Here is a 23,739-nt window from a genome sequence, read left to right as displayed (position 1 = left end):
CGTCTTCATCGTCTTCAACAGCGTGGAGAACACGGCGCAGGAACCCTTCGCCGCCCCGATCCGCCGGCCCGAGTTCATCGGAGCCCGCGACTTCACGCCGGTGAAGTAGGGGCGTACGACGGTCAGGTGGGGCGGGACGCATCAGGCGTCCCGCCCTTCCCGCGTCCTCCCCGCGTGTGGCTCCGCTCCGGGTCGTCCCCCGTCAGTGCCCCGGTCTGCGGGCGCGGGACCCCGTGTTCGGCCTCCAGGTGCGCACGGAGCCTGACACGCTCGTCCGTCGCCCTGGACGGGTCGGCCTGCTCGTCGGCCAGCTTCTCGGCGCACACGAGACGGCCGCACTCGGGACACCCGGGCACGGACTCCGGAGCCGTCAGTGGGAACGAGATGAACGGGTCGCCGTCCTGACGAGCGAGGCGCGGGTCGACTCCGCTCACAGGAAACGCCCTTCACTCCGGGCGTTGCATCGCGCGGTCTCCGCCCGGAGGCGCTCTATGGGCGTCGCGAGCCGTACGTACGCCGGGTCCACCTCCCATTCGGCCCCGCCCCGGACAGGGCGCAGCGACCAGCGGGGGCCCGCGACTCCTCGGAACTCACCCACCCGGTCATCACGGGCGGTGTCCACGACGAGGGTGCCGGGGGCCGGGGGGCGTGGGGCTTCCTGCCCGCCCCGAAGACCATTCGTTCCAGGCACGAACAACTCCTCTCTGTAGCTGATCCGCTACGGGGAGGCTTCACCGTGCCCTAGGGTCGGCATGTCTTCAACTGGTGGAAGTCGAAGGAAGAGTCAGAGGGACGCCGTTGAACCGCAAGGAGCTTGACCCTGACGTTTCGGCATCCGCAGCGTTCGGGGAACGTCTGCGCAGGTCGAGGGACGGGTACGGATACACACAAGACGAACTGGCCCGAGCGATGGGGTACTCCGGAACGCACGTCTCGGCTGTCGAAACCAATCGCAAACCGCCGACTCTTCGCTTCGCGGAGAGGGTCGACAAGGTGCTCGGTACGGGCGACACGTTCGGGCAGTTGTTCCGTTCCATGCGCAACGGCGCCTTGTTGGAGGGGTTCCCGGAGTATGTCGGGTTCGAGGGCCGGGCGTCGGAGATCCGACTCTTCGAGATCGGGGTCATCCCTGGCCTCCTTCAGACACCGGCGTACGCATCAGAGCTGGCGGACAGTGCCGTCAAGCGCGGAGCCATCACCCCTGAGCAGGCGTATGAGCGGGTGAAGACCATCGAGCAGCGGCAGGCGGCCGTGTCTCGCCCCATCGCACCGATCGTGCTTGCAGTGCTGGACGAGAGCTGCATCCGTCGCCCGATCGGCGAACCGGAGGCGTGGGACATGCAGTTGGCACGACTGATCGATTTCGCCGAGCTGCCGAACACCGTGCTTCAGATCGCGCCTTACTCCATGGGAGCACGCCGCACGTTCAACCTGCCCTTGTACGTCCTGACGATGCCGGACCGCTCGCTCATGTCTTACGCCGAGTCCGCCCAGCGCGGTCAGCTCGAACGCGAAAGCACTTCCGTCCTGCCCATGCTGACGGCCTACCATCAACTACAGGCCGAATCGATGCCTCAGGCGGCATCCGTTGCCATGATCAGCCAGTTACGAAAGGGCGCTCCGTGACGACCGATACCCTCCGCTGGACCAAGTCCTCCTACAGCGACAACGGCGGCGCCTGCGTCGAGGTGGCCGCCGACCTCGCCGTTCCGCACGGCGTGGTCCCCGTCCGCGACTCCAAGAACCCGGGCGGCCCCGTACTGAACCTGCCCGCCACCTCCTTCGCCTCCTTCGTGACGGGCGTCAAGGCCGGGGCGTTCGGCGTGGTCTGAGCGGCGGGGCTCGTCGAGCACTCAGGGGTGACCAAGCGGACCCTGTACCCTGCGAGGGCCCCGTCGAGGCCGGGCCCCCTTCGACGCACTGCGGATCCGGAGCGGACCAGCACCCGTGGTTGCGCGATCATCAACGCGCTCGCCGAACTCCCTGACCCGTTGCACCCCGCCCACCGCATCGCCGCCGACCGAAAGCTCTGGCTGACGAACCTGTTCGAGGAACCCGCCACCCAGCCCAGCCGCTCCCGGCGGCCGTGCAACTCGCTGGACCTCGGCCCGGGTCAGCGGAGACAGTGGCGCCCATGACTTCGCTCGTACAGCACATCACCATCGACTGCGCCGACGCCTACAAGCTGGCCGGCTTCTGGGCCGAGGTGCTCGGCTCGCCCGTGTCTGACGACGACGCGCCCGGCGATCCCGAGGCTCTCGTGGAGGCACCGGGGGCCGCGTTGCTCTTCGTCACCGTGCCTGAGTCCAAGAGCGCCAAGAACCGGGTCCATCTGGACGTCCGTCCCGAGGACCGCACCCGTGACGAGGAGGTCGAGCGGCTGCTGGCCCTCGGCGCCACGCTGGTCGCCGACCACCGCAAGCCGGACGGCCGGGGGTGGGCGACCCTGGCCGATCCCGAGGGTAACGAGTTCTGCGTGGAGTGCGGTGCACGCGAACGTGCCGCGCTGACGGGCGCCCGGCTGCCCGTCACCGCCGACGACGTCACGCTGGCCGTGCGGCTCGCGGTCGACACCCTCGCGAAGTCCCCGGCGGACAACTGGCGTGTCCCGGCCGGGTCGTTGACGTGGGACTGCTGGGAGACCGTGGAGCACCTGAGCGACGACCTCTTCGCGTACGCCGTCCAGCTGGGCGGGCGCAGGCCCCCGCAGGACCGTGAGGTGCCGTACCGGTACGCGCCCGACCGCGAGGGCGGCCCCGGGAACTCGGTCTTCGCGGACCCGGGGGCGGGAACGTCCGGGCTGCTCCAGACGCTGGAGTCGAGCGGCGCCCTCCTGACGGCGATGGTGCGTACGACCCCTGCGGACGTCCGCTCCCACCACGTGTTCGGGCTCTCCGACCCGGAGGGCTTCGCCGCGATGGGCGTCGTGGAGACCCTCGTACACACCTACGACGTCGCCGCGGGACTGTCGCTCTCCTGGGCCCCGCCCCGGGACCTCTGCGACCGGGTGCTGGCCAGGCTCTTCCCCGACGCCCCGGACGACGAGGACCGGTGGACCGTGCTGCTCTGGTGCACCGGCCGTGCGGATCTGCCGGGCCGCGACCGTGTCACGTCGTGGAAGTGGCACGGTGCGCCGCTGGACGACCGGTGATCTACGTGGGCCGGCGGCCGCGCGGGCGCGGCTGCGGGAGCTGGTGACCGGGCTCCGCGCCGAGGTCCACCGGGGGATCAGCGACGCGGAGTGTGACCGGACCGGCGTGGACGCCTACCTGTGCGAGAACCAGGCCGCCGCAGGGAGCAGCCTGCCGTTGTAGTCGAACACCGCCTGGTTCTCCCAGGCGTTGCCCGAGGACGGGTCGGCCGGGTCCCAGCCGCTGCCCTTCGCGGCGGTCCAGGCGGGCTCCCAGTACACGGCGCCCAGTCCCCGGCCGTTCGGGACGGCCTCGACGACGTTCATGACGTCCCGGAGGTTCGCCGCCTGGCCGGCCGGGGTGGCCGGGTAGCCGGTGACCAGCTGGTCGGCGGTGGCCACGTTGTTCTCCAGGCCGTCGGCGTCGGCGAGCGTGTGGGCGTAGGCCGTCTCGGCGACCAGTACCGGCTTCCCGTAGCGGGAGGCGGCGTCGTCGAGGTTGGTCTGGAGCTCGGACAGCGAGCCGTGCCAGTAGCCGTAGTACGAGAGGGCGATGACGTCGAACGGCACCTTCTGCGCCACGGCGTTGTCGAACCACCAGCGGGTGCCCGCGTTGTCGCCGCCCTCGGCGAGGTGCAGCGCCACCTTCGTGCCGGAGGAGACCGCCTTCGCGGCGTTCGCCCCGGAGGTGAGGAGGCCGCCCAGCTGTGACCAGTTGTCGGTGGAGCCCTCGGGCCAGAGCATTCCGGCGTTGGTCTCGTTGCCGATCTGCACCATGTCGGCCGTGGTCCCCTGGGCCTTCAGGGCGTTCAGCACGTCGTAGGTGTGGTTGTAGACGTCGGTGCGCAGCTGGTTGTAGCTGTGTCCTGCCCAGGCGGCGGGCTTGATCTGCTTGCCCGGGTCGGCCCAGGCGTCGGAGTAGTGGAAGTCGATGAGCGTCTTCATGCCGAGGGCCTTGGCGCGCTTGGCCATGGCGAGGACGTGGGCCTTGTCGTTGTAGCCGTCGGCCGGGTTCACCCACACCTTGAGGCGCACGTGGTTCATGCCGGAACTCTTGAGGATGCTCATGGCGTCCCCGGCCCTGCCGCTCGCGTCCCTGTACGTCGCGCCGTACGCCTCGTTCTTCGGGAGGGTGGAGAGGTCACCGCCCTTCACGCTCAGCCCGGTGCTTCCCCGGCCGAAGGTGATGTCGTCGAAGTTGGCCCACTCCCCCGCGTGCGCGTCGGAGTTGAGGCTGATGGTGCAGGCCCCGCCGGTCACCTTGACGGAGGTGACGAGCCGGATCCAGGCGCCGTTCGCGGTGGGCGGCAGGTCGGTGCGCTGCTCGGCGGCCCCGCAGTTGCGCAGGGCGATGTAGGCGGAGTTCTGCCCACCACCGGAGCGGACCCAGGCGCTGAGGGTGTACGTGCCGTCGGTGAGCCCGCTCAGGTACTGGTAGGTCTCGACCTTGTACGCCGAGGCGGACCAGTGGCTGAGCCGGGTACTGCCGCCGTGCCCGCCGGCCTCGGTGAAGGAGGCGGCGTTCTGCCCGCCGGCGGAGTACGTCGACCAGCCGGCCGTGCCCGACTCGAATCCGGTGTTGACGGGGGTGGTGGCCGCGTGGGCGGCCTGTGCGGGGAGCGCGGCGAACACGAGGCCCGAGAGTGCGGCCACCGCCCCGGCCGCTCTGGCGCGGGTGTGCGTTGTTCCGTACATAGTCGATGTCCCTTCGACCGTTGTGGGGATGACGCGGGTAGGTGCCCACCTCGGCGCCCTGCGGTGCGGCTCGGGCGCCTCGGCGTGGCGTGCTGTACCTCGGGTGCCTTGTGCGCCTCAGCCGTCGAGCCGTACGACGCGGACCGCGCCCGCCGGAACGGCGAGCTTGTCCACGGCGGGCTCCCCGGTGAGGAGTTCGGTGCCTGCGGCGTCCAGCGCCACGCCGGCGTCGGTGTCGCTGTGGTTGATCACGAAGAGGTAGGTGCCGCTCTCACCGGTGCGGCGTACGACCTCGACGTCGTACGGCAGGCTCGTGCGCGGCTCGATGCCCGCGTCGGCGGCCGCGCGGTCCAGGACGGCGTCCAGGTCCGGGCCGGAGAGCCGGGTGGAGATGTACCAGGCGGTGCCCTCGCCGAGGCTGTTCCGGGTGACGGCGGGCCGGCCGGCCGGGATGCCGTCGGCGTACGACCAGACGGTCTCGGCGCCGCGCGGGACCACCACGTCCGACCAGAGGTCCCCGGTCAGCTCAGGGCCTTCGGTGGCACCCTCGGGGGTGATCAGGCGGACGGCCCCGCCCACGGCGAGCGGGGCGAACTCCTCGACGGTCAGGCCGAGTACGTCCCTCAGCGCGCCCGGGTAGGCCCCGGGGTGCACCGCGTCGTCGGTGTCGACGATGCCGGAGAAGTACGAGACGACGAGGGTGCCGCCGTTCTCGACGTACCGGCGCAGGTTGCGGCCGGTCTCCTCGGTGGCCAGGTAGAGGGCGGGGACGACGACCAGGGGGTAGCCGGAGAGGTCGGCGTCCGGGTGGGCGAAGTCCACGGTGAGGTGCCGGTCGTAGAGCGAGGCGTAGAAGGTGTCGGCGCGCTCGCGGGCGTCGTGCTCCTCGCTCGGGCGCCACTCCAGGCCCTGCGCCCACCAGGACTGCCAGTCCCAGATCATCGCCACGTCCGCGACGGTCCGGGTGCCCCTGATGCCCTCCAGGAGGCCGAGCCCGGCTCCGAGCGCACTCACCTCGCGCCAGATCCGGGTGTCGGTACCGGCGTGCGGGACCATCGCGGAGTGGAACTTCTCGGCGCCGCGCCGGGACTGCCGCCACTGGAAGAACATCGCGCCCTCGGAACCCCGGGCGACGTGGGCGAGGCTGTTGCGGGCCATCTCGCCGGGGCGCTTGGCGGGGTTGCGGGGCTGCCAGTTGACGCCGCTGGTGGAGTGCTCCAGCAGCAGCCAGGGCGCGCCGCCCGCCACCGAGCGGGTGAGGTCGGCGGCCATGGCGAGGTTGACGTGGGTGCGGCGGCCGTCGGTGATCAGGTAGTGGTCGTTGGAGACGATGTCGACCTCGCGGCCCCAGGCCCAGTAGTCGACGGACTCGCACTGGCTGAGGGCGGTCATGAAGTTGGTGGTGACCGGGATTCCGGGCGCCAGCCGGTGCAGGATGTCGCGTTCGGCGGTGAAGTTCTCCCGCATGGTGGCGTCGGCGAAGCGGGCGTAGTCCAGCTGCTGGGCCGGGTTGCCGACGGTCGGGGTGGTGCGGGGCGGGTCGATGTCGTCGAGGCTGCGGTAGCGCTGGCCCCAGAAGGCGGTGCCCCAGGCCTCGTTGACCGCGTCGGCCGAGCCGTGCCGTGCGGTGAGCCAGCGGCGGAAGTGCGCGCCGCAACTGTCGCAGTAGCAGGCGCTGACCGGGACGCCGTACTCGTTGTGGACGTGCCACATCGCGAGGGCGGGGTGGTTCCCGTAGCGGCGGGCGAGCTGCTCGGTGATGTTCGCCGCCGCCGCGCGGTAGGGGGCCGAGCTGTGGCAGATGGCGCCGCGTGATCCGAAGGCGTAGCGGACCCCGTCCCGGCTGACCGGCAGGGCTTCGGGGTGGGCGCGGTAGAACCAGGCGGGCGGGGCGACGGTGGGGGTGCCGAGGTCGGCGCGGATGCCGTTGACGTGCAGCAGGTCCAGGAGGCGGTCGAGCCAGCCGAAGTCGTAGGTGCCCGGCTCGGGCTCCAGCAGCGCCCAGGAGAAGATCCCGACGCTGACCATGGTCACGCCGGCCTCGCGCATCAGGCGGACGTCCTCGTGCCAGACCTCCTCGGGCCACTGCTCGGGGTTGTAGTCGCCGCCGAAGGCCAGCTTGTGCAGGCCGGCCGGGTAGGGAGCGGATTCTGAGTGCGGCATGGACAGCTCCTGGCTCTTTGGGACAACTTCTGGGAACGTGCACACACACTCTCGGCGGCGCAGGGCCAACATAACCGCACAGCAACAACCATTGACAAGTGTCGGTTTCGTTTCTCTACTGTGAACGCTCACAGCGCCATACCGGCCAGTCCGCCGATGCGTCTGTTCGTCTCGTCAGGGGAGAAACCATGAAATACCGCACCGTCGCGGTGTCCACCGCCGCCGCACTCGCCGCCACCGCCCTGCTCTCGGGCTGCGGCTCGGACGACGGGGGCGACGAGCCGGCAGCCTCCGGTCCGGCTTCCCTGACCTACTGGGCGTGGGCGCCCGGCCTGGACAAGGTCGCGGACATCTGGAACAAGGGTCCGGGCAAGGAAGCCGGCATCACCGTCACGGTGAAGAAGCAGGCGTCGGGCGACGACCTGGTCACCAAGATCATCACGGCGGCCAAGGCGCACAAGGCCCCGGACCTGGTCCAGGCCGAGTACCAGGCACTTCCCACCCTGGTGTCCAACGACGTCCTCGCCGACATATCCGAGGAGGCGGGGGACGCCAAGAGCCAGTTCGCCGACGGGATCTGGCAGCAGACGACTCTCGGCTCGGACGCCCTGTACGCGCTGCCGCAGGACTCGGGCCCGCTGATGTTCTACTACCGCCAGGACCTCTTCGAGCAGTACGGCCTGACCGTGCCCACCACCTGGGACGAGTTCGCCGGGACCGCCCGCGCGCTGAAGGAGAAGGCGCCGGACAAGGCCCTCACGACCTTCTCCTCCAACGACTCGGGCCTCTTCGCGGGTCTCGCCCAGCAGGCGGGCGCGAAGTGGTGGACCACGGGCGGCGACAAGTGGAAGGTCGCCATCGACGACCCGGCCACGCGGAAGGTCGCCGACTTCTGGGGCGGCCTGGTCAAGGAGGGCGCCATCGACAACCAGCCGATGTACACCCCGGCCTGGAACAAGGCGCTCAACACCGGCAAGCAGGTCGCCTGGGTCAGCGCCGTCTGGGCGCCCGGCACCCTGACCACCGCCGCGCCCGAGACCAAGGGCAAGTGGGCCATGGCACCGCTCCCCCAGTGGACCGCCGGTGAGAACGTCACCGGCAGCTGGGGCGGCTCCTCCACCGCCGTCACCAACGACTCGAAGAACAAGAAGGCCGCCGCCACCTTCGCGAAGTGGCTGAACACGGACCCGACCGCGCTCGCCGCGCTGGTCAAGGAGGGCGGCATCTACCCCGCCGCGACGGCCGCCCAGACCGGTGGCTCGCTCTCGAAGGCCCCGGACTACTTCTCCAACCAGCCCGGCTTCTACACCGAGGCCGCAAAGATCGCCAAGGGCACCGCCCCCGCCGCCTGGGGCCCGAACGTCAACGTCGCGTACAGCGCCTTCAAGGACAACTTCGCCGCGGCCGCCAAGAGCAGGTCGGACTTCGGCCCCGCACTGACCGCCATGCAGGACGCCACCGTCGCGGACCTGAAGAAGCAGGGCTTCGGGGTCTCGGAGTGACACGTACACCCCGCAGGAGGGCATACGGGGTCAAGAGCGCCCCGTACGCCTTCCTGGTCCCCGCCACCGTCCTGTTCCTGCTCTTCTTCGCCCTGCCCATCGGCTACGCCGTCCACCTCAGCTTCCGCAGGACCGAGGTCAAGGGACTCGGCCTCGGCAAGGGCGCCCGGGAGGAGATCTGGGCCGGGCTCTCCAACTACACCGACGCCCTCTCCGACTCGGAGCTGCTGCACGGCGCGCTCCGCATCCTCGGCTACGGCGCGATCGTCGTGCCCGTGATGCTCGGTCTCGCCCTGCTCTTCGCCCTGCTGCTGGACACCGACGGGCTCCGGCTGCGCGGCTTCACCAGGCTGGCGATCTTCCTGCCGTACGCGATCCCGGGTGTCATCGCCGCGCTGATGTGGGGCTTCCTGTACCTGCCGGACGTCAGCCCCTTCCTGTACCTGCTCGACGCGATGGGGCTTCCGCAGCCCGATCTGCTGGACGGCGGACCGCTGTACCTGTCGCTCGCCAACATCGCGGTGTGGGGCGGCACCGGCTTCAACATGATCGTGATCTACACGTCGCTGCGGGCGATCCCCGCCGAGATCTTCGAGGCAGCACGGCTCGACGGCTGCTCGCAGCTGCAGATCGCACTGCGGATCAAGATCCCGATGGTGGCGCCGTCCCTGATCCTGACCTTCTTCTTCTCCATCATCGCGACGCTCCAGGTCTTCAGCGAGCCCACGACACTGAAGCCGCTGACCAACTCGCTCTCCACCACCTGGAGTCCGCTGATGAACGTCTACCAGGACGCCTTCGTCAACAACGACATCCACGCGGCGGCGGCCCAGGCGGTCATCATCGCCGTCGCCACCCTCGCCCTGTCCTTCGGCTTCCTCAAGGCGGCCAACTCCCGTACGAAGCAGGGAGACTCCCGATGAGCACCCAGCCCCTCGCCGCCCCCGGCCGCCGGCGCCTCCCGCTCGTACCGACCGCCGCGCTGCTCCTCGGCGCCCTGTACTGCCTGCTGCCCGTCGCCTGGGTCCTGGTCGCCTCGACGAAGTCCGGCAGCGAGCTGTTCTCCACCTTCACCTTCCTGCCCGGCTCCGGCTTCACCGACAACGTCGCCGACCTCACGGAGTACCGCGACGGGGTGTACTGGAAGTGGATGGCCAACTCGGCCTTCTACGCCGGGGCGGGCGCGCTGCTCTCCACCGCGGTGTCCGCGGTCTCGGGGTACGCGCTGGCCGTGTACCGCTTCCGCGGGAAGGAGACCGTCTTCAACGTCCTGCTCGCCGGGGTGCTGATGCCTCCGGTGATCCTCGCCGTACCGCAGTACCTGCTGCTGGCCGAGGTCGACATGACCGACTCCTACCTCTCGGTGCTGCTGCCGCTGATCCTCTCCCCGTACGGCGTCTACCTGGCCCGGATCTACGCGGCCGCCGCCGTACCCGCCGACGTGATCGAGGCGGGGCGGATGGACGGCGGCGGTGAGTGGCGGATCTTCCGGACCATCGCGCTGCCGATGATGCTGCCGGGGCTGGTGACGGTGTTCCTGTTCCAGTTCGTGGCGGTGTGGAACAACTTCCTGCTGCCCTACATCATGCTCGGCGACGACGAGAAGTTCCCGGTCACCCTGGGGCTCTACACGCTGCTCCAGCAGGGTTCGAACACTCCGGCGCTCTACACGCTGGTCATCACCGGCGCGCTGCTGGCGATCATCCCGCTGATCGCCCTGTTCCTCGCGATCCAGCGGTTCTGGAGCCTCGACCTGCTCTCCGGCGCCGTAAAGTCCTGACAGCTCCTCAACAGGGCACTTCTTCATGAAAGATCAAGCACCATGAGCCGCACAGAACAGAACGGCGCGGGACGCCGCAGGCCGCCGACGATCCACGACGTCGCCCGGGAGGCCGGGGTCTCCCGGGGCACCGTCTCCCGGGTGCTCAACGGCGGTCACAACGTCAGCCCGGCCGCGCTCGAAGCGGTTCAGTCCGCCATACGCAGGACCGGTTACACGGTGAACCGGCACGCCCGGTCCCTGATCACCGGACGCTCCGACTCGGTGGCGTTCCTGCTGACCGAGCCCCAGGAGCGCTTCTTCGAGGACCCGAACTTCAACGTGCTGCTGCGCGGCTGCACCACCGCGCTCGCCGCGCACGACATCCCGCTGCTGCTGATGATCGCGGGCACGGAGGCGGAACGCCGCCGCAACATGCGCTACATCGCCGGGCACGTGGACGGGGTGCTGCTGGTCTCCAGCCACTCCGGCGACCCGGTCGCGGCCCAGCTGCACGAGGCCGGCGTACCGCTCGTGGCCTGTGGGAAGCCGCTCGGGCAGGGGTCACGGGTCAGCTACGTGGCGGCTGACGACCGCAACGGCGCCCGGGACATGGTGCGCTTCCTTCACGAGTCGGGGCGCCGTCGGATCGCCACGGTCACCGGGCCGCTGGACACCCCGGGCGGCGTGGACCGGCTGGCGGGTTACCGCGAGACGCTCGCCGAGTGCGGGCTGCCCGTGGACGAGGCCCTGATCGTGCCGGGCGACTACAGCCGGGCGGGCGGAGAGGCGGCGGCCGCGCTGCTGCTGGAGCGGGCGCCCGACGTGGACGCGGTGTTCGTCGCGTCGGACCTGATGGCACAGGGGGTGCTGAGCACGCTGGAGCGGGCGGGCAGGCGGGTGCCGCAGGACATCGCGGTCGGCGGTTTCGACGACTCGCCCGCGGCGCTCGGGGCGCGCCCGGAGCTGACGACTGTCCGCCAGCCGTGGGACCGGATCAGCGCCGAGATGGTGCGGGTCCTGCTGGCGCAGATCGGCGGGGAGGACCCGGCCGCCGTCATCCTCCCCACGGAGCTGGTGCACCGGGATTCGGCGTAGGCCCGCGGCACGTCCGGGGCGGTCAGGCGGTCAGCGCCGCGAGCTCCGCGTCGGCGCGCTCGGTGACCAGGGCGAGGACGCGGCCGGCGGCGGCCAGGTCCTCGGCCGGTATCCCGCCCCAGATGCGGGCGGAGACGGGGGCGGTCTCCGCGGCGACGGCGGCGAGCAGCTCGCGCCCCGCTGCCGTGGGGCGCAGGTGCGCACCGTCCTCGACGAGCAGCTGTTCGGCCAGCAGCTCGTCGAGGGTGACGCGGATCCCGGCCGGATCCGCCTTGAGGAAGCCCCGGACCTGGGTGATGAGATCGTCCGCCGTCTGCGGGGCGTCGGCGGCCACTGCGGCGCGCAGGGCGATCTGCTGCTGGAAGGTGGCGCCGTGCCGGGCAAGGGCGTGCTCCAGGACGCCGCGGGCGGCGTAGTGGGCCAGGCCGAGGACCCGGGCGTCGGCGGGGGGTGCGGTGGTGGATGCGGCGGTGGTCATGGCGTTGTCCCCTGAGTGCTCTCGTCGTTCGGTACGGATGGAGCGAGAGGTGCGTCGAGCAGGGTCGTCAGCTCATCGGTGAACGCGCGTGTCCGGGGGGCACCGAGGCCACCGAGCGGCTCCAGCAACTGCTGGTGCAGCTCCTGGACCACCGTGACCGCCTGCCGCGTGACGGTCTCGCCCCGCTCGGTGAGGGCGAGCTGCACGGCACGCGGGTCACGGGGATCGCGGGTGCGCTCGATCAGGCCGGCCGTCTCCAGGGCGCGCGCCAGCTTCGAGACGTACAACGCCTCCAGGCCGGTGTGGTCGGCGAGGCGCCGCTGACTGGGCCGTTCCCCCGCGCGCTGCATGCCGTACAGCGACGCGACCAGCGAGTACTGGGCGTGGGTGAGGCCCAGCGGGGCCACCGCGCGATCGACCGCGACGCGCCACTTGTTGGCGAGCCGCCACACCAGAAAACCGGGCGTGGGCCCCGGTGGACGTGAACCCTTGCTCATGGAAAATAGAGTACATAGCTACTATGTCCATGGCTACTGTTTTCCGCCCACCCCGAACGGACCCACGGCCCGGCCCTCCGCGGGACGTGACCTCAGACCGACAGGGCCGGATAGTCGGTGTAGCCCTTCGCGTCACCGCCGAAGAAGGTGGAGGGGTCCGGAGTGTTGAAGGGCCCGCCGGCCTTCAGCCGGGCCGGCAGGTCCGGGTTGGCGAGGAACAGCGCGCCGTAGGCGATGATGTCGGCGATCCCGTCGTCGATCACCGTGTGGTGCTCGGGACCGGTCGGCCCCTCGGAGAACACGTTGATGACGAGGGTCCCGGTGAACTGCTTGCGCAGAGCGAGCGTCAGCTCGCGGGTCCCGGCCTGCTCCAGCACGTGCAGGTAGGCGAGTCCGAGCGGCTCGAGCTCCGCGACGAGCGCGGTGTAGACGGCGTCCGGCTCGGGCTCCTCGATACCGTTGTAGGGGTTCCCGGGCGAGATGCGCAGCGCGGTCCGCTCGGCGCCGATCTCGGCCGCGACCGCCCTGACCACCTCTACGGCGAAGCGGATGCGGGCCGGGTCGGAGCCGCCCCACTCGTCGGTGCGCAGGTTGGTGTTGGGCGCCAGGAACTGCTGGATCAGGTAACCGTTGGCACCGTGCAGCTCGACACCGTCGAAGCCTGCCTCCACCGCGTTGCGGGAGGCCGTGACGAAGTCGGCGATCGTCGCACGGATCTCGGCGCCGGTGAGCTCGTGCGGCTCCACGAAGTCCTTGGGCCCCACGTGGGTGTAGACCTGGCCGGGCGCGGCGACCGGGGAGGGCGCCACCGGGATGAGCCCGTCCGGCAGCAGGACGGGGTGGCCGATCCTGCCCGCGTGCATGATCTGGGCGAAGATCCGGCCGCCCGCCGCGTGCACGGAGTCGGTGACCTTGCGCCATGAGGTGACCTGCTCGGCGCTGTGGAGGCCGGGGGTGGACGGATACCCCTGGCCGACCACGGAGGGCTGGATCCCCTCGGTGATGATCAGCCCGGCCGAGGCGCGCTGGGTGTAGTAGTCGACGGTGAGGTCCGTGGCCGTGCCCCCCTCGCCGGCCCGGCTGCGGGTCATCGGCGCGAGGGCGATGCGGTTGGAGAGCTGCGTACCGGAGAGGTCGACGGGATCGAACACGGTGGTCATGAGAGCCTCCGAAGCCATTTATGTGGTCGGCCAAGTAACCGACCGCCGTCACTGTAACCTATTAATTGGCCGACCAATGTAAAGTTCACGAGGACGTCATGAACCCGGCTTCGGACCGGACAGCGACACCGCCCCGAGGAGTCCCGATGAAGGCCGACAGCACCGTCCCCGCCGATTCCGCCTGCACCGGCGGGCTGCCGAGCGCGGCGCTCGCCGGCCCCGTCAGCCACGCCGTCTCCCGGGTCGCCAGGCTGCACAGGATCACGGCGGGCCGACTCCTCAAGGGGCTCGGGCTCTACCCGGGCCAGGAGTTCCTGATGATGCACCTGTGGGACACCGGAGCGGTCCGCCAGGCCGAGCTGATCAAGGCCATGGACCTCGACCCGTCCACCGTCACGAAGATGCTCCAGCGTCTCGAACAGGCCGGTCACGTGCGCCGCCGCCCCGACCCGGACGACCGGCGGGCCGTCCTGGTCGAGGCGACCGAGGAGAGCTGCGCCCTGCACGCCGAGGTGCGCGACGCATGGTCGGACCTGGAGGAGCACACCCTCGCGGGGCTCGGCCCGGCCGAGCGCGCGGAACTTACCCGGCTGCTCGCCATGGTGGAGGAGAACCTCTGCCAGGAGACCGGGGACTGCCCCGCGCGGTAGCCCGCGGCCCCGGCTCAGCCGGACAGCACGTCCAGGGCGCGGTCGACGTCCGCCTCGGTGTTGTACAGGTGGAAGGCCGCCCTCAGATTGCCCGCCCGGGCGGAGACCATCACCCCGGCCGCCGCCAGGCCGGGCTCCCGGCCGCCCAGGCCGGGTACGGCGACGATCGCGGAGGTGCCGGGCACCGCCTCGTGCCCGATCGACGCCAGCCCCTCCCGGAAGCGGGCGGCGAGCGCCGTGGCACGGGTGTACACGGCGTCCACCCCGATCCCGGCCAGCAGGTCCAGGGACTGCTCGGCCCCGTGATAGGCGAGGAAGGCGACCGGCTCGTCGAAACGGCGGGCGTCGACGGCGAGCTTCTCGACCGGCCCGTACGTGCTGTTCCAGCGGTCCTCGGCCGCGACCCAGCCCGCACAGGGCGTGGGCAGGGTCTGCTGCGCCTCCTCCGTCACGGTCAGGAAGGACGCGCCCCGGGGGCACATGAGGAACTTGTACCCGCCGGTGACGGTGTAGTCGTACGCTCCGGCGTCCAGCGGCAGCCATCCGGCCGACTGGCTGGCGTCGAGCATCGTCCGGGCCCCGTGCGTGGCCGCGGCCGTGCGGACCGCGTCCAGGTCGGCGACCCGGCCGTCGGCGGACTGGACGGCCGAGAAGGCGACGAGCGCGGTCCCCGGCCGTACGGAGTCGGCCAGTTCGGCCAGCGGGACGTAGCGCATCCTCAGGTCGCCGCGCACGGCGAAGGGGCTCACGACGGAACTGAACTCACCGGCCGGCGCGAGGACTTCGGCACCGGGCGGGAGGGATGCCGCGACGAGTCCGACATGGGCCGCGACGGAGCCGCCGACGGCCACCCGTGCGGGCGTGACTCCGGCGAGCCCGGCGAAGCAGGCGCGGGCGGAGTCCACCGCGTCGAAGCTCATCGTCCCGCCCCCCACCCCTGCCGCGACGTCGTCGGCCAGCGCCTTGACGGCCGCGACGGCACGACGGGGCAGCAGTCCACAGCTGGAGGTGTTCAGATAGGTGGTTCCGGATGCGAATTCGGTGGCCCTGGCCTGGTCGATCGCAGAAGTCTCCATGCCGAACAGCCTGACGGCCGCTCAACCTCGCGTCAATCACGTGAGTTTGAGCGGCGCGCCCAAGAAGTCCTTATACGCGCTGGTCGGACGGATCAGCCCGGGGTACTTCACAGGCCCCGTCCGCGTCGCAGGCCGCCGCGTCCCCTCCGACCTGGGTCAGGGTGGAGACCTCACGGTCCTTCCACGCCTGCTCCAGGGCCTGGGTGAAGACCTCCGCGGGCTGCCCGCCGGAGATGCCGTAGCGCCGGTCGAGCACGAAGAACGGCACGGCGTTGGCACCCAGCTCGGCGGCCTCACGCTCGTCGGCCCGGACGTCATCGGCGTACGCCCCGGGGTCGGCCAGTACCGCACGCGCCTCATCGGCGTCGAGACCCGCCTCGACGGCCAGGTCGGCCAGTACCGCGTCGTCGAAGACCGAGCGCTCCTCGGCGAAGTTCGCCCGGTAGACGAGGGTCAGCAGCTCGTCCTGACGTCCACGCGCCTTGGCGAGGTGGAGCAGCCGGTGGATGTCGAAGGTGCTGCCGTGGTCGCGCCCCTCGGTGCGGTACCCGAGCCCTTCGGCCTGCGCGTTCGCCGCGACGTTGGCCTCCATGCCGCGGGCCTCCTCGGGAGTGCGCCCGTACTTCTGCGCCAGCATGTCGACGACCTGCTCGATGTCGCCCTTGGCGCGGCCGGGGTCGAGCTCGAAGGAGCGGTGGACCACCTCGACCCCGTCACGGTGGGCGAAGCCGGCCAGCGCCTTCTCGAACCGCGCTTTTCCGACATAGCACCACGGGCAGGCGATGTCGCTCCATATCTCGACGCGCATGACTCTTCTACTCTCCAGCTCTGCTGTGACCGGTGCGGAGAGAGCCTCCGCCGCCGCTTCAACGTACGGATGGATCGACTGATTCCCGGTTCCGGGCAGCACCGGGCAGGGGGCTGTCCCCCGGAGCAGCCTGCCGCCGGCCCGCACGCCGGGAGGACCGCCCTGCCTGTGCCCTGTCACCACGGCGACCCCGCCCGTCTCCGCCCTCGGCTCGGCGCAACAGGACGGATTCCGACCTGTTGCCCCTCTACGGTGCCCGTCATGACACCTGAGACCGAGGGGCTCCTGACCGCACTGGGCGAAGCGCGCCGGCTCCTCCTCATCACCGTGCAGGACGTCACGGACACCCAGCTCACCGAGCGGTCCACCGTGAGCGAGCTGACGCTCGGCGGCATCATGAACCACCTCACCCGGGGTGAACGGGTCTGGACGCACATCCTCACCGACACCATCGGCCGGACCCCTGACGGAATGTGGGACATGGGCCAGTACCTGGCGCCGGAGGGCGCCACGGTCGCCGGCCTGCGTACCGCTTACGAGGCGGCCGCCCTCGCCACCGACGAGGCCGCCACGAAGGCGGACCCCGACAAGGAGGTGCCCCTGCCGGAGACACCCTGGGAGCCAGGAGTCGTCCATCACTGGCCGGTACGCCGGATCCTTCTGCACCTCCTCCAGGAGACTGCCCAGCACACGGGGCACGCGGACATCGTCAGGGAGTCGATCGACGGCGCGAACAGCACGGCACGGCGCTTGTAGAGACCAACAGGCCTGCGGGGTGCGGGCGTAGCCTTCGGGGATGGACCTGCGACTGGCGGCGTACGCCGTGTGCGTGGAGGACGGGCGGGTGCTGCTCGCCCATGCCGTGCGGCCGGACGGCATGAGGACCTGGACCCTTCCCGGCGGCAGGGTCGAGCACGCGGAGGACCCGTTCGACGCGGTGATCCGGGAGGTCGCCGAGGAGACCGGCCTGGACGCCGTCGTCGAGCGTCTGCTGGGCGTGGACTCCAGGGTGATCCCTGCGGCGGAGCGCCGCCTGCCCGGCCGGCCCGAGCTCCAGAACGTCGGCGTCTTCTACCAGGTCCGCATCACCGGCGGCAGTATCCGGCCCGAGCCGAACGGTGAGACCGCCCAGTCGGTCTGGACACCGGTCGCCGAGGTCCCCGGCCTCGGCCGGTCGTCACTGGTCGACGTCGGCCTCGCCCTGGCCCGGACCGTTCCGCCGACCGGGCATGTCGCTCCCGTGCCGGTCGGGGGCCTGGTCCAGCACTGAGTTCAGGGGATCGGGCAGCGCTCGATCGGCGGCGAGGCAGTGCACGGAGCGCAGCTGGAGCAGCTGCTCGCACTCGGACAGCTCAGGACTCCGGAGTCGCAGGTGATGCCGACCTCTCGTGCTGAACACGCCGGTCTGGGCGGGCCGTTCATTCTTCTGACGCCCGGAGGACGCTCCCAACTGGCATACGTGGAAGTACAGAACGTCAGCAGGTTCATCACCGAGCCCGACGAAGTCCGTATCGTGGCCGCACGCCACGGCAGCATCAGGGCCCAGGCACTCACACCGTCCGACGACTCCCTGACTGCCATCAAGGAGTTGCTGCGATGAGTGTCGAGGATGCCCAGGGTGCTTGGGTCGGAAGCAGCCGCAGCTCCAACGAGGGAGGAGCCTGCGTCGAGGTCGCCACTACGGACCGCGCCGTCCTCGTCCGCGACTCGAAGGACCTGACCCGCCCCCACCTCGCCGTAGGCCCCAGCGGCTGGGCCGACTTCGTGCGGTACGCCGCCGGGTCCTGAGGCCGAGCGGGTGCGCCGCCCGCGTCCGGGCCGCGCACCCCACCGTGCGTCAGATCTTGCCGGCGCCCGCCCCCGCGGTCACCGAGGCGGACACGGCGGAAGCGGCTTCGGGCGTGTAGCCGTAGGGCGGCGAGGTGAACGAGCCGGCCTGCGAGATCTCGACCTTCGCGCCGCCGAGGTCGTTGCCCCGCTGCACCGCGTAGCCGTCCTCGTCACTGCTGCGGTTGGTGGTGACGGCGACCTTCGTGTTTCGGAAGACGTTGTTCTCGACCAGCATCTGCGCGCCCATCCGGGAGTGCGCGCCCGTGTCGGCGCCCTCCACGAGGTTGTTGTACACGTGCCCGGTGCCGAAGCGGAGGCTGGGGATGCGCGAGAAGACGTTCTGGAAGTGGTTGTGGTGGTACGTCACCTTCAGGTGGCCTGAGTCCTCGTCGCCGTTGTTGTCGCTGTGTCCGACGAGGCTTCCCTTGTAGTGGTTCTTGAAGGTGTTCCAGGACACGGTGACGTTGTCCGAGGCGTGCGTGATGTCCAGCAGGCCGTCGTAGTAGTCCTTGTCGTGGTCACGGTCCGCGGAGAAGGAGTTGTGGTCGATCCAGACCTTGGAGGACTCCTGCACGGTGATGCCGTCGGCGGGGGCGACCGGCTTGCTGATGTTGAGGTTGCGGATGACGATGTTCGTCTCGCTCTTGAGACGCAGGCCGCCGCCGGTGAATCCGGATGAGGAGCCGACGCCGAGCACGGTGGTGTTGGAGCCGATGTCGACCTGGCCGCTCAGCGAGATCACTCCGCTGACCTTGACGGTCTTGGCGGTGTCGCCCGCGACGGCCGACTTGAACGCGGACAGGCTGCTGACCGTCACCGCGGAGGCGTTGCCACCGCCGGTCGTGCCGGCGCCGAAACCGATGGGGCTGGACTCGGCGGCGCCTGCGGAGCCGGGGAGCACGGCGACGGTGAGGGACGCGACGGTGGCGGCTGCGGCGAGCGCCGTGATGCGGCTTCGACGGCTGCGGAGATGGGTGCGCATGGGGGGATCCCTTTCTCGGTACGACGAAGTGCGAGTGCACTCATGTGTCGCCGCCCGGGACGCACAAGGTTGCCGGGCAGAGAAGAGGGATTCACGTACGTAGGGGAACGCTTCGATATGTGACCCGTCACGTCACGGACCCCTCGCCGGTAACGGACGTCGAGTGCGCCGAGGGAACACCGGCCCCACACGCCCCCTGGCGCGCGGAGGGCCCGGATCCTCTCGGATCCGGGCCCTCCGTTCGCGCACGCGGTCCGTCAGCTGCCGTCGCGCAGGTCCCCCGGGCCGTTGGGCCGGAAGGCGATCCGGTCGAACGTCGCCGTGCAGCCGTCGCCGGTCGGTGACTGCACGAGGAAGCCGATACGGGCGGCGGCCCGCTCCTCCTCCGTGCCGAGGGTGAACAGCCGGACGAAGGTCCACCGCTCACCGTCCGCCGAGGCGTGGAAGGCGAAGGCGCCACCGGTGCGGCTGAGCCGCAGCCAGCAGCTGTCGCCCTCCACGACGGCGGAGTTCACGTCGTCTGACTGGCCCCGGGTGACGACGGTGCAGACCGTGGGGCGCTCCGGGGAGAGCTCCAGGCAGAGCTTCGCCCACTCCCGCTCCCCGACGTGGAGGTAGAGCACCCCCGCGTCGAAGGCGGCGGCGAATCCGACGCTCACCCGGGCGATCAGCTGGAAGTCACCGTCCGGAGCCGCCCCCAGCAGGCGCGGCGCGTCGCTCGCGGGCTCCAGGGTGTCACCGCCCGGCGGGACGAAACGGTCCTGCTTCGCACCCGCCGAGCCGGTCAGCACGCCGCCCTCGTACGCCCATTCACCCTCGGGCCCGTGGGACTCCAGGGCGAAGGGGAGCTCGGGCAGCCGTACGGCCGTCATGAGCGGCGCCCGTCGACCCGGCGCGGAAGGTTCTGCGGGTTGTCCTCGCGGAGCTCCGGCGGCAGCAACGCCTCGGGCGTCGACTGGTAGCTGACCGGGCGCAGCCAGCGCTCGATCGCGGTGGCGCCGACCGAGGTGGAGGTGGAGGTGGTGGCCGGGTAGGGGCCACCGTGGTGCTGGGCGGGGGCGACGGCGACACCGGTCGGCCAGCCGTTGACCAGGACGCGTCCGGCCACCGGGGTGAGCTCGGCCAGCAGACCGGCGGCGCTGCCGTCGGCCTCCTCCGTGGCGATGTGGAGGGTGGCGGTGAGGTTACCCGGAAGGCGGGAGAGCACGGCGGTGATCTCGTCCGCGGAGTCGTAACGCGCGACGACGGTGACCGGGCCGAAGCACTCCTCCAGGAGCGCGTCGTGCGGTCCCTCCTGGACCAGCCGCTGCGCCGGCACGGTGAGGAAGCCCGCGGCGACCGTGTGCTCGCCGCCCGCGCCCGGGGTGACCGGGGCCTCCACGTCCGGGAGCGCGGCCCGTTCGGCCACTCCGCGGACGAAGGCGTCACGCATCCGGTGGTCGAGCATGACCCCTGCGCCCGTACCGCTCACCGTCTCGGTCAGCGACTTCAGCAGCTGGTCGCCGGCCTCGCCGGACGGGGCGAACACGAAGCCGGGCTTGGTGCAGAACTGTCCGGCGCCCATGGTCATCGAGCCGCCGAGCCCGGCGCCGATCTGCTCACCGCGCTCGGTGGCCGCCGCCTCGGTGACGACGACGGGGTTGAGCGAACCGAGCTCGCCGTGGAAGGGGATCGGGGCGGGCCGGGCGGCCGCGGCGTCGAACAGGGCGCGGCCACCGCGGATCGAGCCGGTGAAACCGGCGGCGGAGACGAGCGGGTGCTTCACCAGCTCGACACCCGCCTCGAAGCCGTGGAGCACGGTCAGGACGTCCTCGGGCAGGCCGTGCTGCGCCGCGGCCCTGCGCAGGAGCGAGGCGCAGATCTCCGAGGTCGCGGGGTGGTCGGGGTGCGCCTTGACGACGACCGGGCAGCCCGCCGCGAGCGCGCTCGCGGTGTCGCCGCCCGGGACGGAGAAGGCCAGTGGGAAGTTGCTCGCGGCGTAGACGGCGACGACCCCGAGCGGGATCTTGTAGCGGCGCAGGTCCGGCCAGGGCGGGGTCCGGCTGCCGTCCTCGTGGTCGATGTGGATGTCGAGGTAGGCGCCCTCGTCGACGACCTCGGCGAAGGCCCGCAGCTGTGCTGCCGTGCGGGCGAGTTCACCGGTCAGCCGGGCGGGGCCGAGCGCGGTCTCCGCGTCGGCCGCCTCGATCACGTGTTCCTGGGCCTCGGCGAGCAGGTCGGCCGCGGTCCGCAGGAACGCGGCACGCACGGTGCGGTCGGCCAGCGCTCCGCGGACGGCGTGCGCCGCACGGACCGCGCGGTCGACCTCCTCCGCTGTAGCCTCCACCGCAACCTGCTCACGCGGGTTCCCCGTTCGGGGGTCGACGCTCCAGACTGGTGCTGCTGCCACCGTATTTCCTTCCGGTCCACTGCCACACAGGAGAAGTTGTTCGGTATTCTGAACAGCGTTCCTGAACGTGAATACACGGGAACTCTATTTCCGGGCGCTCGTGGTTGCAAGAAGTCGCAGGGTCGTACAAGAAGGCTGGAAGGGGCATAAGGCATGTCGGTAGGCGAGTCCGGTGGGGCGCAGGTCAAGTCCGCTGTACGGACGGTGGAGCTCCTCGAATACTTCGCGGGGCGCCCCGGGATGCACTCGCTGGCCGCAGTGCAGGAGGCCGTCGGTTACCCCAAGTCCAGCCTCTACATGCTGCTGCGGACACTGGTGGAACTCGGCTGGGTGGAGACCGACGCCACGGGCACGCGGTACGGGATCGGTGTGCGCGCCCTGCTCGTCGGCACCTCGTACATCGACGGTGACGAGGTCGTCGCGGCCGCCCGCCCCACCCTGGACCGGCTCTCCGACGACACCACGGAGACCATCCACCTGGCCCGGCTGGACGGGACGAACGTGGTGTACCTCGCCACCCGGCAGTCCCAGCACTACCTGCGCCCCTTCACCCGCGTCGGCCGCCGGCTTCCGGCGCACTCCACCTCGCTCGGCAAGGCGCTGCTGGCGACCCACAGCGACGAGCAGGTGCGCAAGATGCTGCCCGAGACGCTTCCCGCGCTGACCGAACACACCCTCACCGACCGCGAGAAGCTGATCGAGGAGCTGCACCTCATCCGCGAGCAGGGATACGCGGTGGACCGCGAGGAGAACACCCTGGGGCTGCGCTGCTTCGGCGTCGCGATCCCCTACCGCACTCCGGCGCGCGACGCGATCAGCTGCTCGGTGCCGGTCGCCCGGCTCACACCGGCGCACGAGCAGATGGTCAAGGACGCCCTCTTCGACGCCCGCGACCGGCTCACCCTGGCGACGCGCAGGCTCTGAGCGCCGGGCGGCCGGAGCGCTCACCTGAAGAACGGGCGAGTGCCTGGGACGGGTGAGCGGCTGGAACGGGTGAGCGCCTGAGAAACCGGTGAGAAGGAACACGAACGGGAACGCCCCCGGGACCCCCGTTCGTCCCTCCAGCGGGATGAACAAGACGATCAGGCGCGCTTCGGTCTTCTGTCTGCTCATGGTTCTCGCCCTGCTGGTGCGGGCGACCTGGGTACAGGCGTACGAGGCCCGGGCGCTCGCAGACGACGAACACAACCGGCGGAACACGATCGCGCAGTACGCGCAGCCGCTCGGGAACATCATCGTGGCCGGCTCTCCGGTCACCGGTTCGAAGGAGACACACGGCGACGACCTCCGGTACAAGCGCACCTACACCCAGGGTGAGCTGTACGCCTCGGTCACCGGTTACAGCTCGCAGGCCTACGGCGCCACCCAGCTCGAGGGCATCTACGGCGACGTCCTCGACGGCACCGACGACCGGCTCAAGAATCCGGCTGATCTGATCACCGGCGAGCGGACGGCCCCCGGCGACGTACTGACGACCATCGACCCGGACGTGCAGAAGGCTGCCTTCGAGGCACTCGGTGACGACCGGGGCGCTGCGGTCGCGATGGATCCGGAGTCCGGGCGGATCCTCGGGATGGTCTCCTCCCCCTCGTACGATCCCTCCGACATCAGCGGGACGGGCGACGGCGACGCCTGGCAGAAGCTCCTCGACGACGAGAGCAAGCCGATGGTGAACCGGGCGCTGCGGCAGCCGCTGCCGCCCGGCTCGACGTTCAAGCTGGTGGTGGCGTCGGCGGCTCTGGAGAACGGCCTGTACGGCTCGGTCGACGAGCCCACGGACAGCCCGGACCCGTACACCCTGCCGGGCACGAGCACGGTCCTCTCGAACGAGAACCCCTCGGCCCCCTGCGAGAACGCCACGCTGCGCACCGCGCTCCAGTACTCGTGCAACAACGTCTTCGCGAAGGTGGCGGCGGATCTCGGCCAGGACAAGCTGAAGGCCATGGCGGACGCGTTCGGGTTCGACACCGAGGAGCTGGACGTGCCCGTGCGCGCGTCGCAGAGCGTGTACCCGACCGGTATGGACAAGGCCCAGACGGCGCTGACCGGCATCGGGCAGTTCGAGGTCACCGCGACCCCGATGCAGATGGCCATGGTCTCGGCCGCTCTGGCCAACGGTGGTGAGCTGGCCTCGCCGCACATGGTCTCGAAGGTGACGGGCGGCGACGGCTCCACGCTGCAGGAGTTCCCGGACGGCGAGAGCGAGCGGGTCGTGAAGGAGTCGACGGCCGAGCAGCTGCGCAGCGCCATGGTCACCGTCGTGGACGAGGGGACCGGAAGCAACGCGAAGATCGACGGCGCCGAGGTGGGCGGCAAGACGGGAACCGCGCAGAACGGCGTGGACAACAGCAACACGCCGTACGCCTGGTTCACCTCGTACGCGAAGGACGACTCCACCGGCAAGCAGGTCGCGGTCGCGGTGGTCGTCGAGGACTCCGGAGCGGCCCGGTCCGAGGTCAGCGGCAACGGGCTGGCCGCACCGGTCGCGCAGAAGATGATGAAGGCGGCGCTGGGGCGCTGAA

Annotated in this window: 26 protein-coding genes and 2 pseudogenes; 16 read left to right on the top strand and 12 right to left on the bottom strand. The window is 70.7% G+C overall.

Annotated features, from left to right (window positions below):
• Positions 1-109: pseudogene (locus OO67_RS38420) on the top strand (ectoine hydroxylase); the annotation flags it as partial.
• Positions 110-122: 13 nt separating this feature from the next.
• Here OO67_RS38420 and OO67_RS34490 read toward each other — a convergent pair.
• Together OO67_RS34490 and OO67_RS37485 are read right to left on the bottom strand one after the other, a co-directional pair.
• Entirely contained in the window at positions 123-434 is a 312-nt protein-coding gene (locus tag OO67_RS34490; RefSeq protein WP_033305786.1) for a hypothetical protein, read from the bottom strand.
• Positions 431-691 (bottom strand): hypothetical protein, encoded by a 261-nt coding sequence (locus tag OO67_RS37485; protein ID WP_078598498.1) that lies wholly within the window; start codon positions 689-691, stop codon positions 431-433. The genes OO67_RS34490 and OO67_RS37485 overlap by 4 nt, the downstream gene beginning before the upstream one ends.
• Before the next feature lie 107 nt (positions 692-798).
• Here OO67_RS37485 and OO67_RS34485 point away from each other — a divergent pair, with 107 nt between their 5' ends.
• The 4 genes and pseudogenes from OO67_RS34485 to OO67_RS34475 all read left to right on the top strand — a co-directional run bounded on the left by OO67_RS34485 (position 799) and on the right by OO67_RS34475 (position 3,151).
• Complete coding sequence (locus OO67_RS34485; RefSeq protein ID WP_033305785.1) at positions 799-1,626, top strand: helix-turn-helix domain-containing protein; 828 nt, start codon at positions 799-801, stop codon at positions 1,624-1,626.
• Positions 1,623-1,832: a DUF397 domain-containing protein gene (locus OO67_RS34480; RefSeq protein WP_033305784.1), complete on the top strand. Its 210-nt coding sequence runs from the start codon at positions 1,623-1,625 to the stop codon at positions 1,830-1,832. Before OO67_RS34485 ends, OO67_RS34480 begins: the two co-directional genes overlap by 4 nt.
• Positions 1,833-1,841: 9 nt before the next feature.
• Positions 1,842-2,063 (top strand): annotated as a pseudogene (locus tag OO67_RS40950) (TetR family transcriptional regulator); the annotation flags it as partial.
• 71 nt (positions 2,064-2,134) lie between these two features.
• The gene (locus OO67_RS34475) at positions 2,135-3,151 is read left to right on the top strand and encodes a VOC family protein (protein ID WP_033305783.1); all 1,017 of its coding nucleotides are present in this window, start codon (positions 2,135-2,137) and stop codon (positions 3,149-3,151) included.
• 114 nt (positions 3,152-3,265) lie between these two features.
• Here the strand turns inward: OO67_RS34475 and OO67_RS34470 are convergent, their stop codons facing one another.
• Positions 3,266-4,825 carry a glycoside hydrolase family 53 protein gene (locus OO67_RS34470; RefSeq protein WP_033305782.1) on the bottom strand — a complete coding sequence of 520 codons (1,560 nt, stop codon included), beginning with the start codon at positions 4,823-4,825 and terminating at the stop codon, positions 3,266-3,268.
• 117 nt (positions 4,826-4,942) lie between these two features.
• Complete coding sequence (locus OO67_RS34465; RefSeq protein ID WP_033305781.1) at positions 4,943-6,988, bottom strand: beta-galactosidase; 2,046 nt, start codon at positions 6,986-6,988, stop codon at positions 4,943-4,945.
• Between the two features lie 188 nt (positions 6,989-7,176).
• Here OO67_RS34465 and OO67_RS34460 point away from each other — a divergent pair, with 188 nt between their 5' ends.
• Genes OO67_RS34460 through OO67_RS34445 form a run of 4 tightly spaced genes read left to right on the top strand, consistent with a single transcriptional unit; the run spans position 7,177 to position 11,347 of the window.
• Positions 7,177-8,490 (top strand): ABC transporter substrate-binding protein, encoded by a 1,314-nt coding sequence (locus OO67_RS34460; RefSeq protein WP_033305780.1) that lies wholly within the window; start codon positions 7,177-7,179, stop codon positions 8,488-8,490.
• On the top strand, positions 8,487-9,413 hold the full coding sequence (locus OO67_RS34455) for a carbohydrate ABC transporter permease (RefSeq protein ID WP_033305779.1): 927 nt from the start codon (positions 8,487-8,489) through the stop codon (positions 9,411-9,413). Before OO67_RS34460 ends, OO67_RS34455 begins: the two co-directional genes overlap by 4 nt.
• Positions 9,410-10,270: a carbohydrate ABC transporter permease gene (locus tag OO67_RS34450; RefSeq protein WP_033305778.1), complete on the top strand. Its 861-nt coding sequence runs from the start codon at positions 9,410-9,412 to the stop codon at positions 10,268-10,270. Before OO67_RS34455 ends, OO67_RS34450 begins: the two co-directional genes overlap by 4 nt.
• 42 nt (positions 10,271-10,312) lie before the next feature.
• Complete coding sequence (locus OO67_RS34445; protein ID WP_033305777.1) at positions 10,313-11,347, top strand: LacI family DNA-binding transcriptional regulator; 1,035 nt, start codon at positions 10,313-10,315, stop codon at positions 11,345-11,347.
• Positions 11,348-11,369: 22 nt separating this feature from the next.
• Here the strand turns inward: OO67_RS34445 and OO67_RS34440 are convergent, their stop codons facing one another.
• From OO67_RS34440 to OO67_RS34430, 3 genes are all read right to left on the bottom strand, one after another.
• Entirely contained in the window at positions 11,370-11,825 is a 456-nt protein-coding gene (locus OO67_RS34440; RefSeq protein ID WP_033305776.1) for a hypothetical protein, read from the bottom strand.
• Positions 11,822-12,322, bottom strand: coding sequence for a MarR family winged helix-turn-helix transcriptional regulator (locus tag OO67_RS34435; protein WP_033305775.1), 501 nt, complete (start codon positions 12,320-12,322; stop codon positions 11,822-11,824). Before OO67_RS34435 ends, OO67_RS34440 begins: the two co-directional genes overlap by 4 nt.
• A 92-nt stretch (positions 12,323-12,414) precedes the next feature.
• On the bottom strand, positions 12,415-13,482 hold the full coding sequence (locus tag OO67_RS34430) for an alkene reductase (RefSeq protein ID WP_033305774.1): 1,068 nt from the start codon (positions 13,480-13,482) through the stop codon (positions 12,415-12,417).
• 146 nt (positions 13,483-13,628) lie between these two features.
• Between OO67_RS34430 and OO67_RS34425 the strand changes: the two genes are divergently transcribed.
• On the top strand, positions 13,629-14,132 hold the full coding sequence (locus OO67_RS34425) for a MarR family winged helix-turn-helix transcriptional regulator (protein ID WP_033305773.1): 504 nt from the start codon (positions 13,629-13,631) through the stop codon (positions 14,130-14,132).
• 14 nt (positions 14,133-14,146) lie between these two features.
• On the opposite strand, the gene OO67_RS34420 is transcribed toward OO67_RS34425, so the two are convergent.
• Positions 14,147-15,208 carry an aminotransferase class V-fold PLP-dependent enzyme gene (locus tag OO67_RS34420; protein ID WP_033305772.1) on the bottom strand — a complete coding sequence of 354 codons (1,062 nt, stop codon included), beginning with the start codon at positions 15,206-15,208 and terminating at the stop codon, positions 14,147-14,149.
• Between the two features lie 70 nt (positions 15,209-15,278).
• Positions 15,279-16,016 (bottom strand): DsbA family oxidoreductase, encoded by a 738-nt coding sequence (locus OO67_RS34415; protein ID WP_033305771.1) that lies wholly within the window; start codon positions 16,014-16,016, stop codon positions 15,279-15,281.
• A gap of 261 nt (positions 16,017-16,277) precedes the next feature.
• Here OO67_RS34415 and OO67_RS34410 point away from each other — a divergent pair, with 261 nt between their 5' ends.
• From OO67_RS34410 to OO67_RS34395, 4 genes are read left to right on the top strand one after another with little or no spacing between them, the layout of a single operon-like run.
• On the top strand, positions 16,278-16,772 hold the full coding sequence (locus tag OO67_RS34410; RefSeq protein WP_033305770.1) for a mycothiol transferase: 495 nt from the start codon (positions 16,278-16,280) through the stop codon (positions 16,770-16,772).
• Positions 16,773-16,812: 40 nt separating this feature from the next.
• Positions 16,813-17,286, top strand: a complete 474-nt coding sequence (locus OO67_RS34405) for an NUDIX hydrolase (RefSeq protein WP_033305769.1) — start codon at positions 16,813-16,815, stop codon at positions 17,284-17,286.
• A 9-nt stretch (positions 17,287-17,295) separates the two neighbouring features.
• Positions 17,296-17,616 (top strand): Scr1 family TA system antitoxin-like transcriptional regulator, encoded by a 321-nt coding sequence (locus tag OO67_RS40305; RefSeq protein WP_341864670.1) that lies wholly within the window; start codon positions 17,296-17,298, stop codon positions 17,614-17,616.
• Positions 17,613-17,804 carry a DUF397 domain-containing protein gene (locus tag OO67_RS34395; RefSeq protein ID WP_033305768.1) on the top strand — a complete coding sequence of 64 codons (192 nt, stop codon included), beginning with the start codon at positions 17,613-17,615 and terminating at the stop codon, positions 17,802-17,804. Before OO67_RS40305 ends, OO67_RS34395 begins: the two co-directional genes overlap by 4 nt.
• A 49-nt stretch (positions 17,805-17,853) precedes the next feature.
• Here OO67_RS34395 and OO67_RS34390 read toward each other — a convergent pair whose 3' ends face one another.
• The 3 genes from OO67_RS34390 to OO67_RS34380 form a co-directional block, all read right to left on the bottom strand.
• Complete coding sequence (locus tag OO67_RS34390) at positions 17,854-18,828, bottom strand: pectate lyase family protein (RefSeq protein ID WP_033305767.1); 975 nt, start codon at positions 18,826-18,828, stop codon at positions 17,854-17,856.
• 257 nt (positions 18,829-19,085) lie between these two features.
• A complete protein-coding gene (locus OO67_RS34385; RefSeq protein ID WP_033305766.1) occupies positions 19,086-19,700 on the bottom strand; it encodes a DUF1349 domain-containing protein in 615 nt (204 codons plus the stop codon).
• The gene (locus OO67_RS34380) at positions 19,697-21,217 is read right to left on the bottom strand and encodes an aldehyde dehydrogenase (NADP(+)) (RefSeq protein WP_078598496.1); all 1,521 of its coding nucleotides are present in this window, start codon (positions 21,215-21,217) and stop codon (positions 19,697-19,699) included. The genes OO67_RS34385 and OO67_RS34380 overlap by 4 nt, the downstream gene beginning before the upstream one ends.
• A 153-nt stretch (positions 21,218-21,370) precedes the next feature.
• Between OO67_RS34380 and OO67_RS34375 the strand changes: the two genes are divergently transcribed.
• Both OO67_RS34375 and OO67_RS34370 read left to right on the top strand, forming a co-directional pair.
• On the top strand, positions 21,371-22,141 hold the full coding sequence (locus tag OO67_RS34375) for an IclR family transcriptional regulator (RefSeq protein WP_033305764.1): 771 nt from the start codon (positions 21,371-21,373) through the stop codon (positions 22,139-22,141).
• Positions 22,142-22,286: 145 nt separating this feature from the next.
• A complete protein-coding gene (locus tag OO67_RS34370; protein ID WP_033305763.1) occupies positions 22,287-23,738 on the top strand; it encodes a peptidoglycan D,D-transpeptidase FtsI family protein in 1,452 nt (483 codons plus the stop codon).
• Position 23,739 lies beyond the last annotated feature (1 nt).

Source organism: Streptomyces atroolivaceus (assembly GCF_000717025.1).
Taxonomy (GTDB): domain Bacteria; phylum Actinomycetota; class Actinomycetes; order Streptomycetales; family Streptomycetaceae; genus Streptomyces; species Streptomyces atroolivaceus.
This window is presented reverse-complemented; position numbering and strand designations above follow the sequence as displayed.

Bases quoted from the DNA above. Each gene is read 5' to 3' on its own strand.
- OO67_RS34475 (WP_033305783.1), top strand. From the start codon at position 2,135: ATGACTTCGCTCGTACAGCACATCACCATCGACTGCGCCGACGCCTAC.
- OO67_RS34470 (WP_033305782.1), bottom strand. From the start codon at position 4,825: ATGTACGGAACAACGCACACCCGCGCCAGAGCGGCCGGGGCGGTGGCC.
- OO67_RS34465 (WP_033305781.1), bottom strand. From the start codon at position 6,988: ATGCCGCACTCAGAATCCGCTCCCTACCCGGCCGGCCTGCACAAGCTG.
- OO67_RS34460 (WP_033305780.1), top strand. From the start codon at position 7,177: ATGAAATACCGCACCGTCGCGGTGTCCACCGCCGCCGCACTCGCCGCC.
- OO67_RS34450 (WP_033305778.1), top strand. From the start codon at position 9,410: ATGAGCACCCAGCCCCTCGCCGCCCCCGGCCGCCGGCGCCTCCCGCTC.
- OO67_RS34445 (WP_033305777.1), top strand. From the start codon at position 10,313: ATGAGCCGCACAGAACAGAACGGCGCGGGACGCCGCAGGCCGCCGACG.
- OO67_RS34440 (WP_033305776.1), bottom strand. From the start codon at position 11,825: ATGACCACCGCCGCATCCACCACCGCACCCCCCGCCGACGCCCGGGTC.
- OO67_RS34435 (WP_033305775.1), bottom strand. From the start codon at position 12,322: ATGAGCAAGGGTTCACGTCCACCGGGGCCCACGCCCGGTTTTCTGGTG.
- OO67_RS34430 (WP_033305774.1), bottom strand. From the start codon at position 13,482: ATGACCACCGTGTTCGATCCCGTCGACCTCTCCGGTACGCAGCTCTCC.
- OO67_RS34425 (WP_033305773.1), top strand. From the start codon at position 13,629: ATGAAGGCCGACAGCACCGTCCCCGCCGATTCCGCCTGCACCGGCGGG.
- OO67_RS34420 (WP_033305772.1), bottom strand. From the start codon at position 15,208: ATGGAGACTTCTGCGATCGACCAGGCCAGGGCCACCGAATTCGCATCC.
- OO67_RS34415 (WP_033305771.1), bottom strand. From the start codon at position 16,016: ATGCGCGTCGAGATATGGAGCGACATCGCCTGCCCGTGGTGCTATGTC.
- OO67_RS34410 (WP_033305770.1), top strand. From the start codon at position 16,278: ATGACACCTGAGACCGAGGGGCTCCTGACCGCACTGGGCGAAGCGCGC.
- OO67_RS34405 (WP_033305769.1), top strand. From the start codon at position 16,813: ATGGACCTGCGACTGGCGGCGTACGCCGTGTGCGTGGAGGACGGGCGG.
- OO67_RS34395 (WP_033305768.1), top strand. From the start codon at position 17,613: ATGAGTGTCGAGGATGCCCAGGGTGCTTGGGTCGGAAGCAGCCGCAGC.
- OO67_RS34390 (WP_033305767.1), bottom strand. From the start codon at position 18,828: ATGCGCACCCATCTCCGCAGCCGTCGAAGCCGCATCACGGCGCTCGCC.
- OO67_RS34385 (WP_033305766.1), bottom strand. From the start codon at position 19,700: ATGACGGCCGTACGGCTGCCCGAGCTCCCCTTCGCCCTGGAGTCCCAC.
- OO67_RS34375 (WP_033305764.1), top strand. From the start codon at position 21,371: ATGTCGGTAGGCGAGTCCGGTGGGGCGCAGGTCAAGTCCGCTGTACGG.
- OO67_RS34370 (WP_033305763.1), top strand. From the start codon at position 22,287: ATGAACAAGACGATCAGGCGCGCTTCGGTCTTCTGTCTGCTCATGGTT.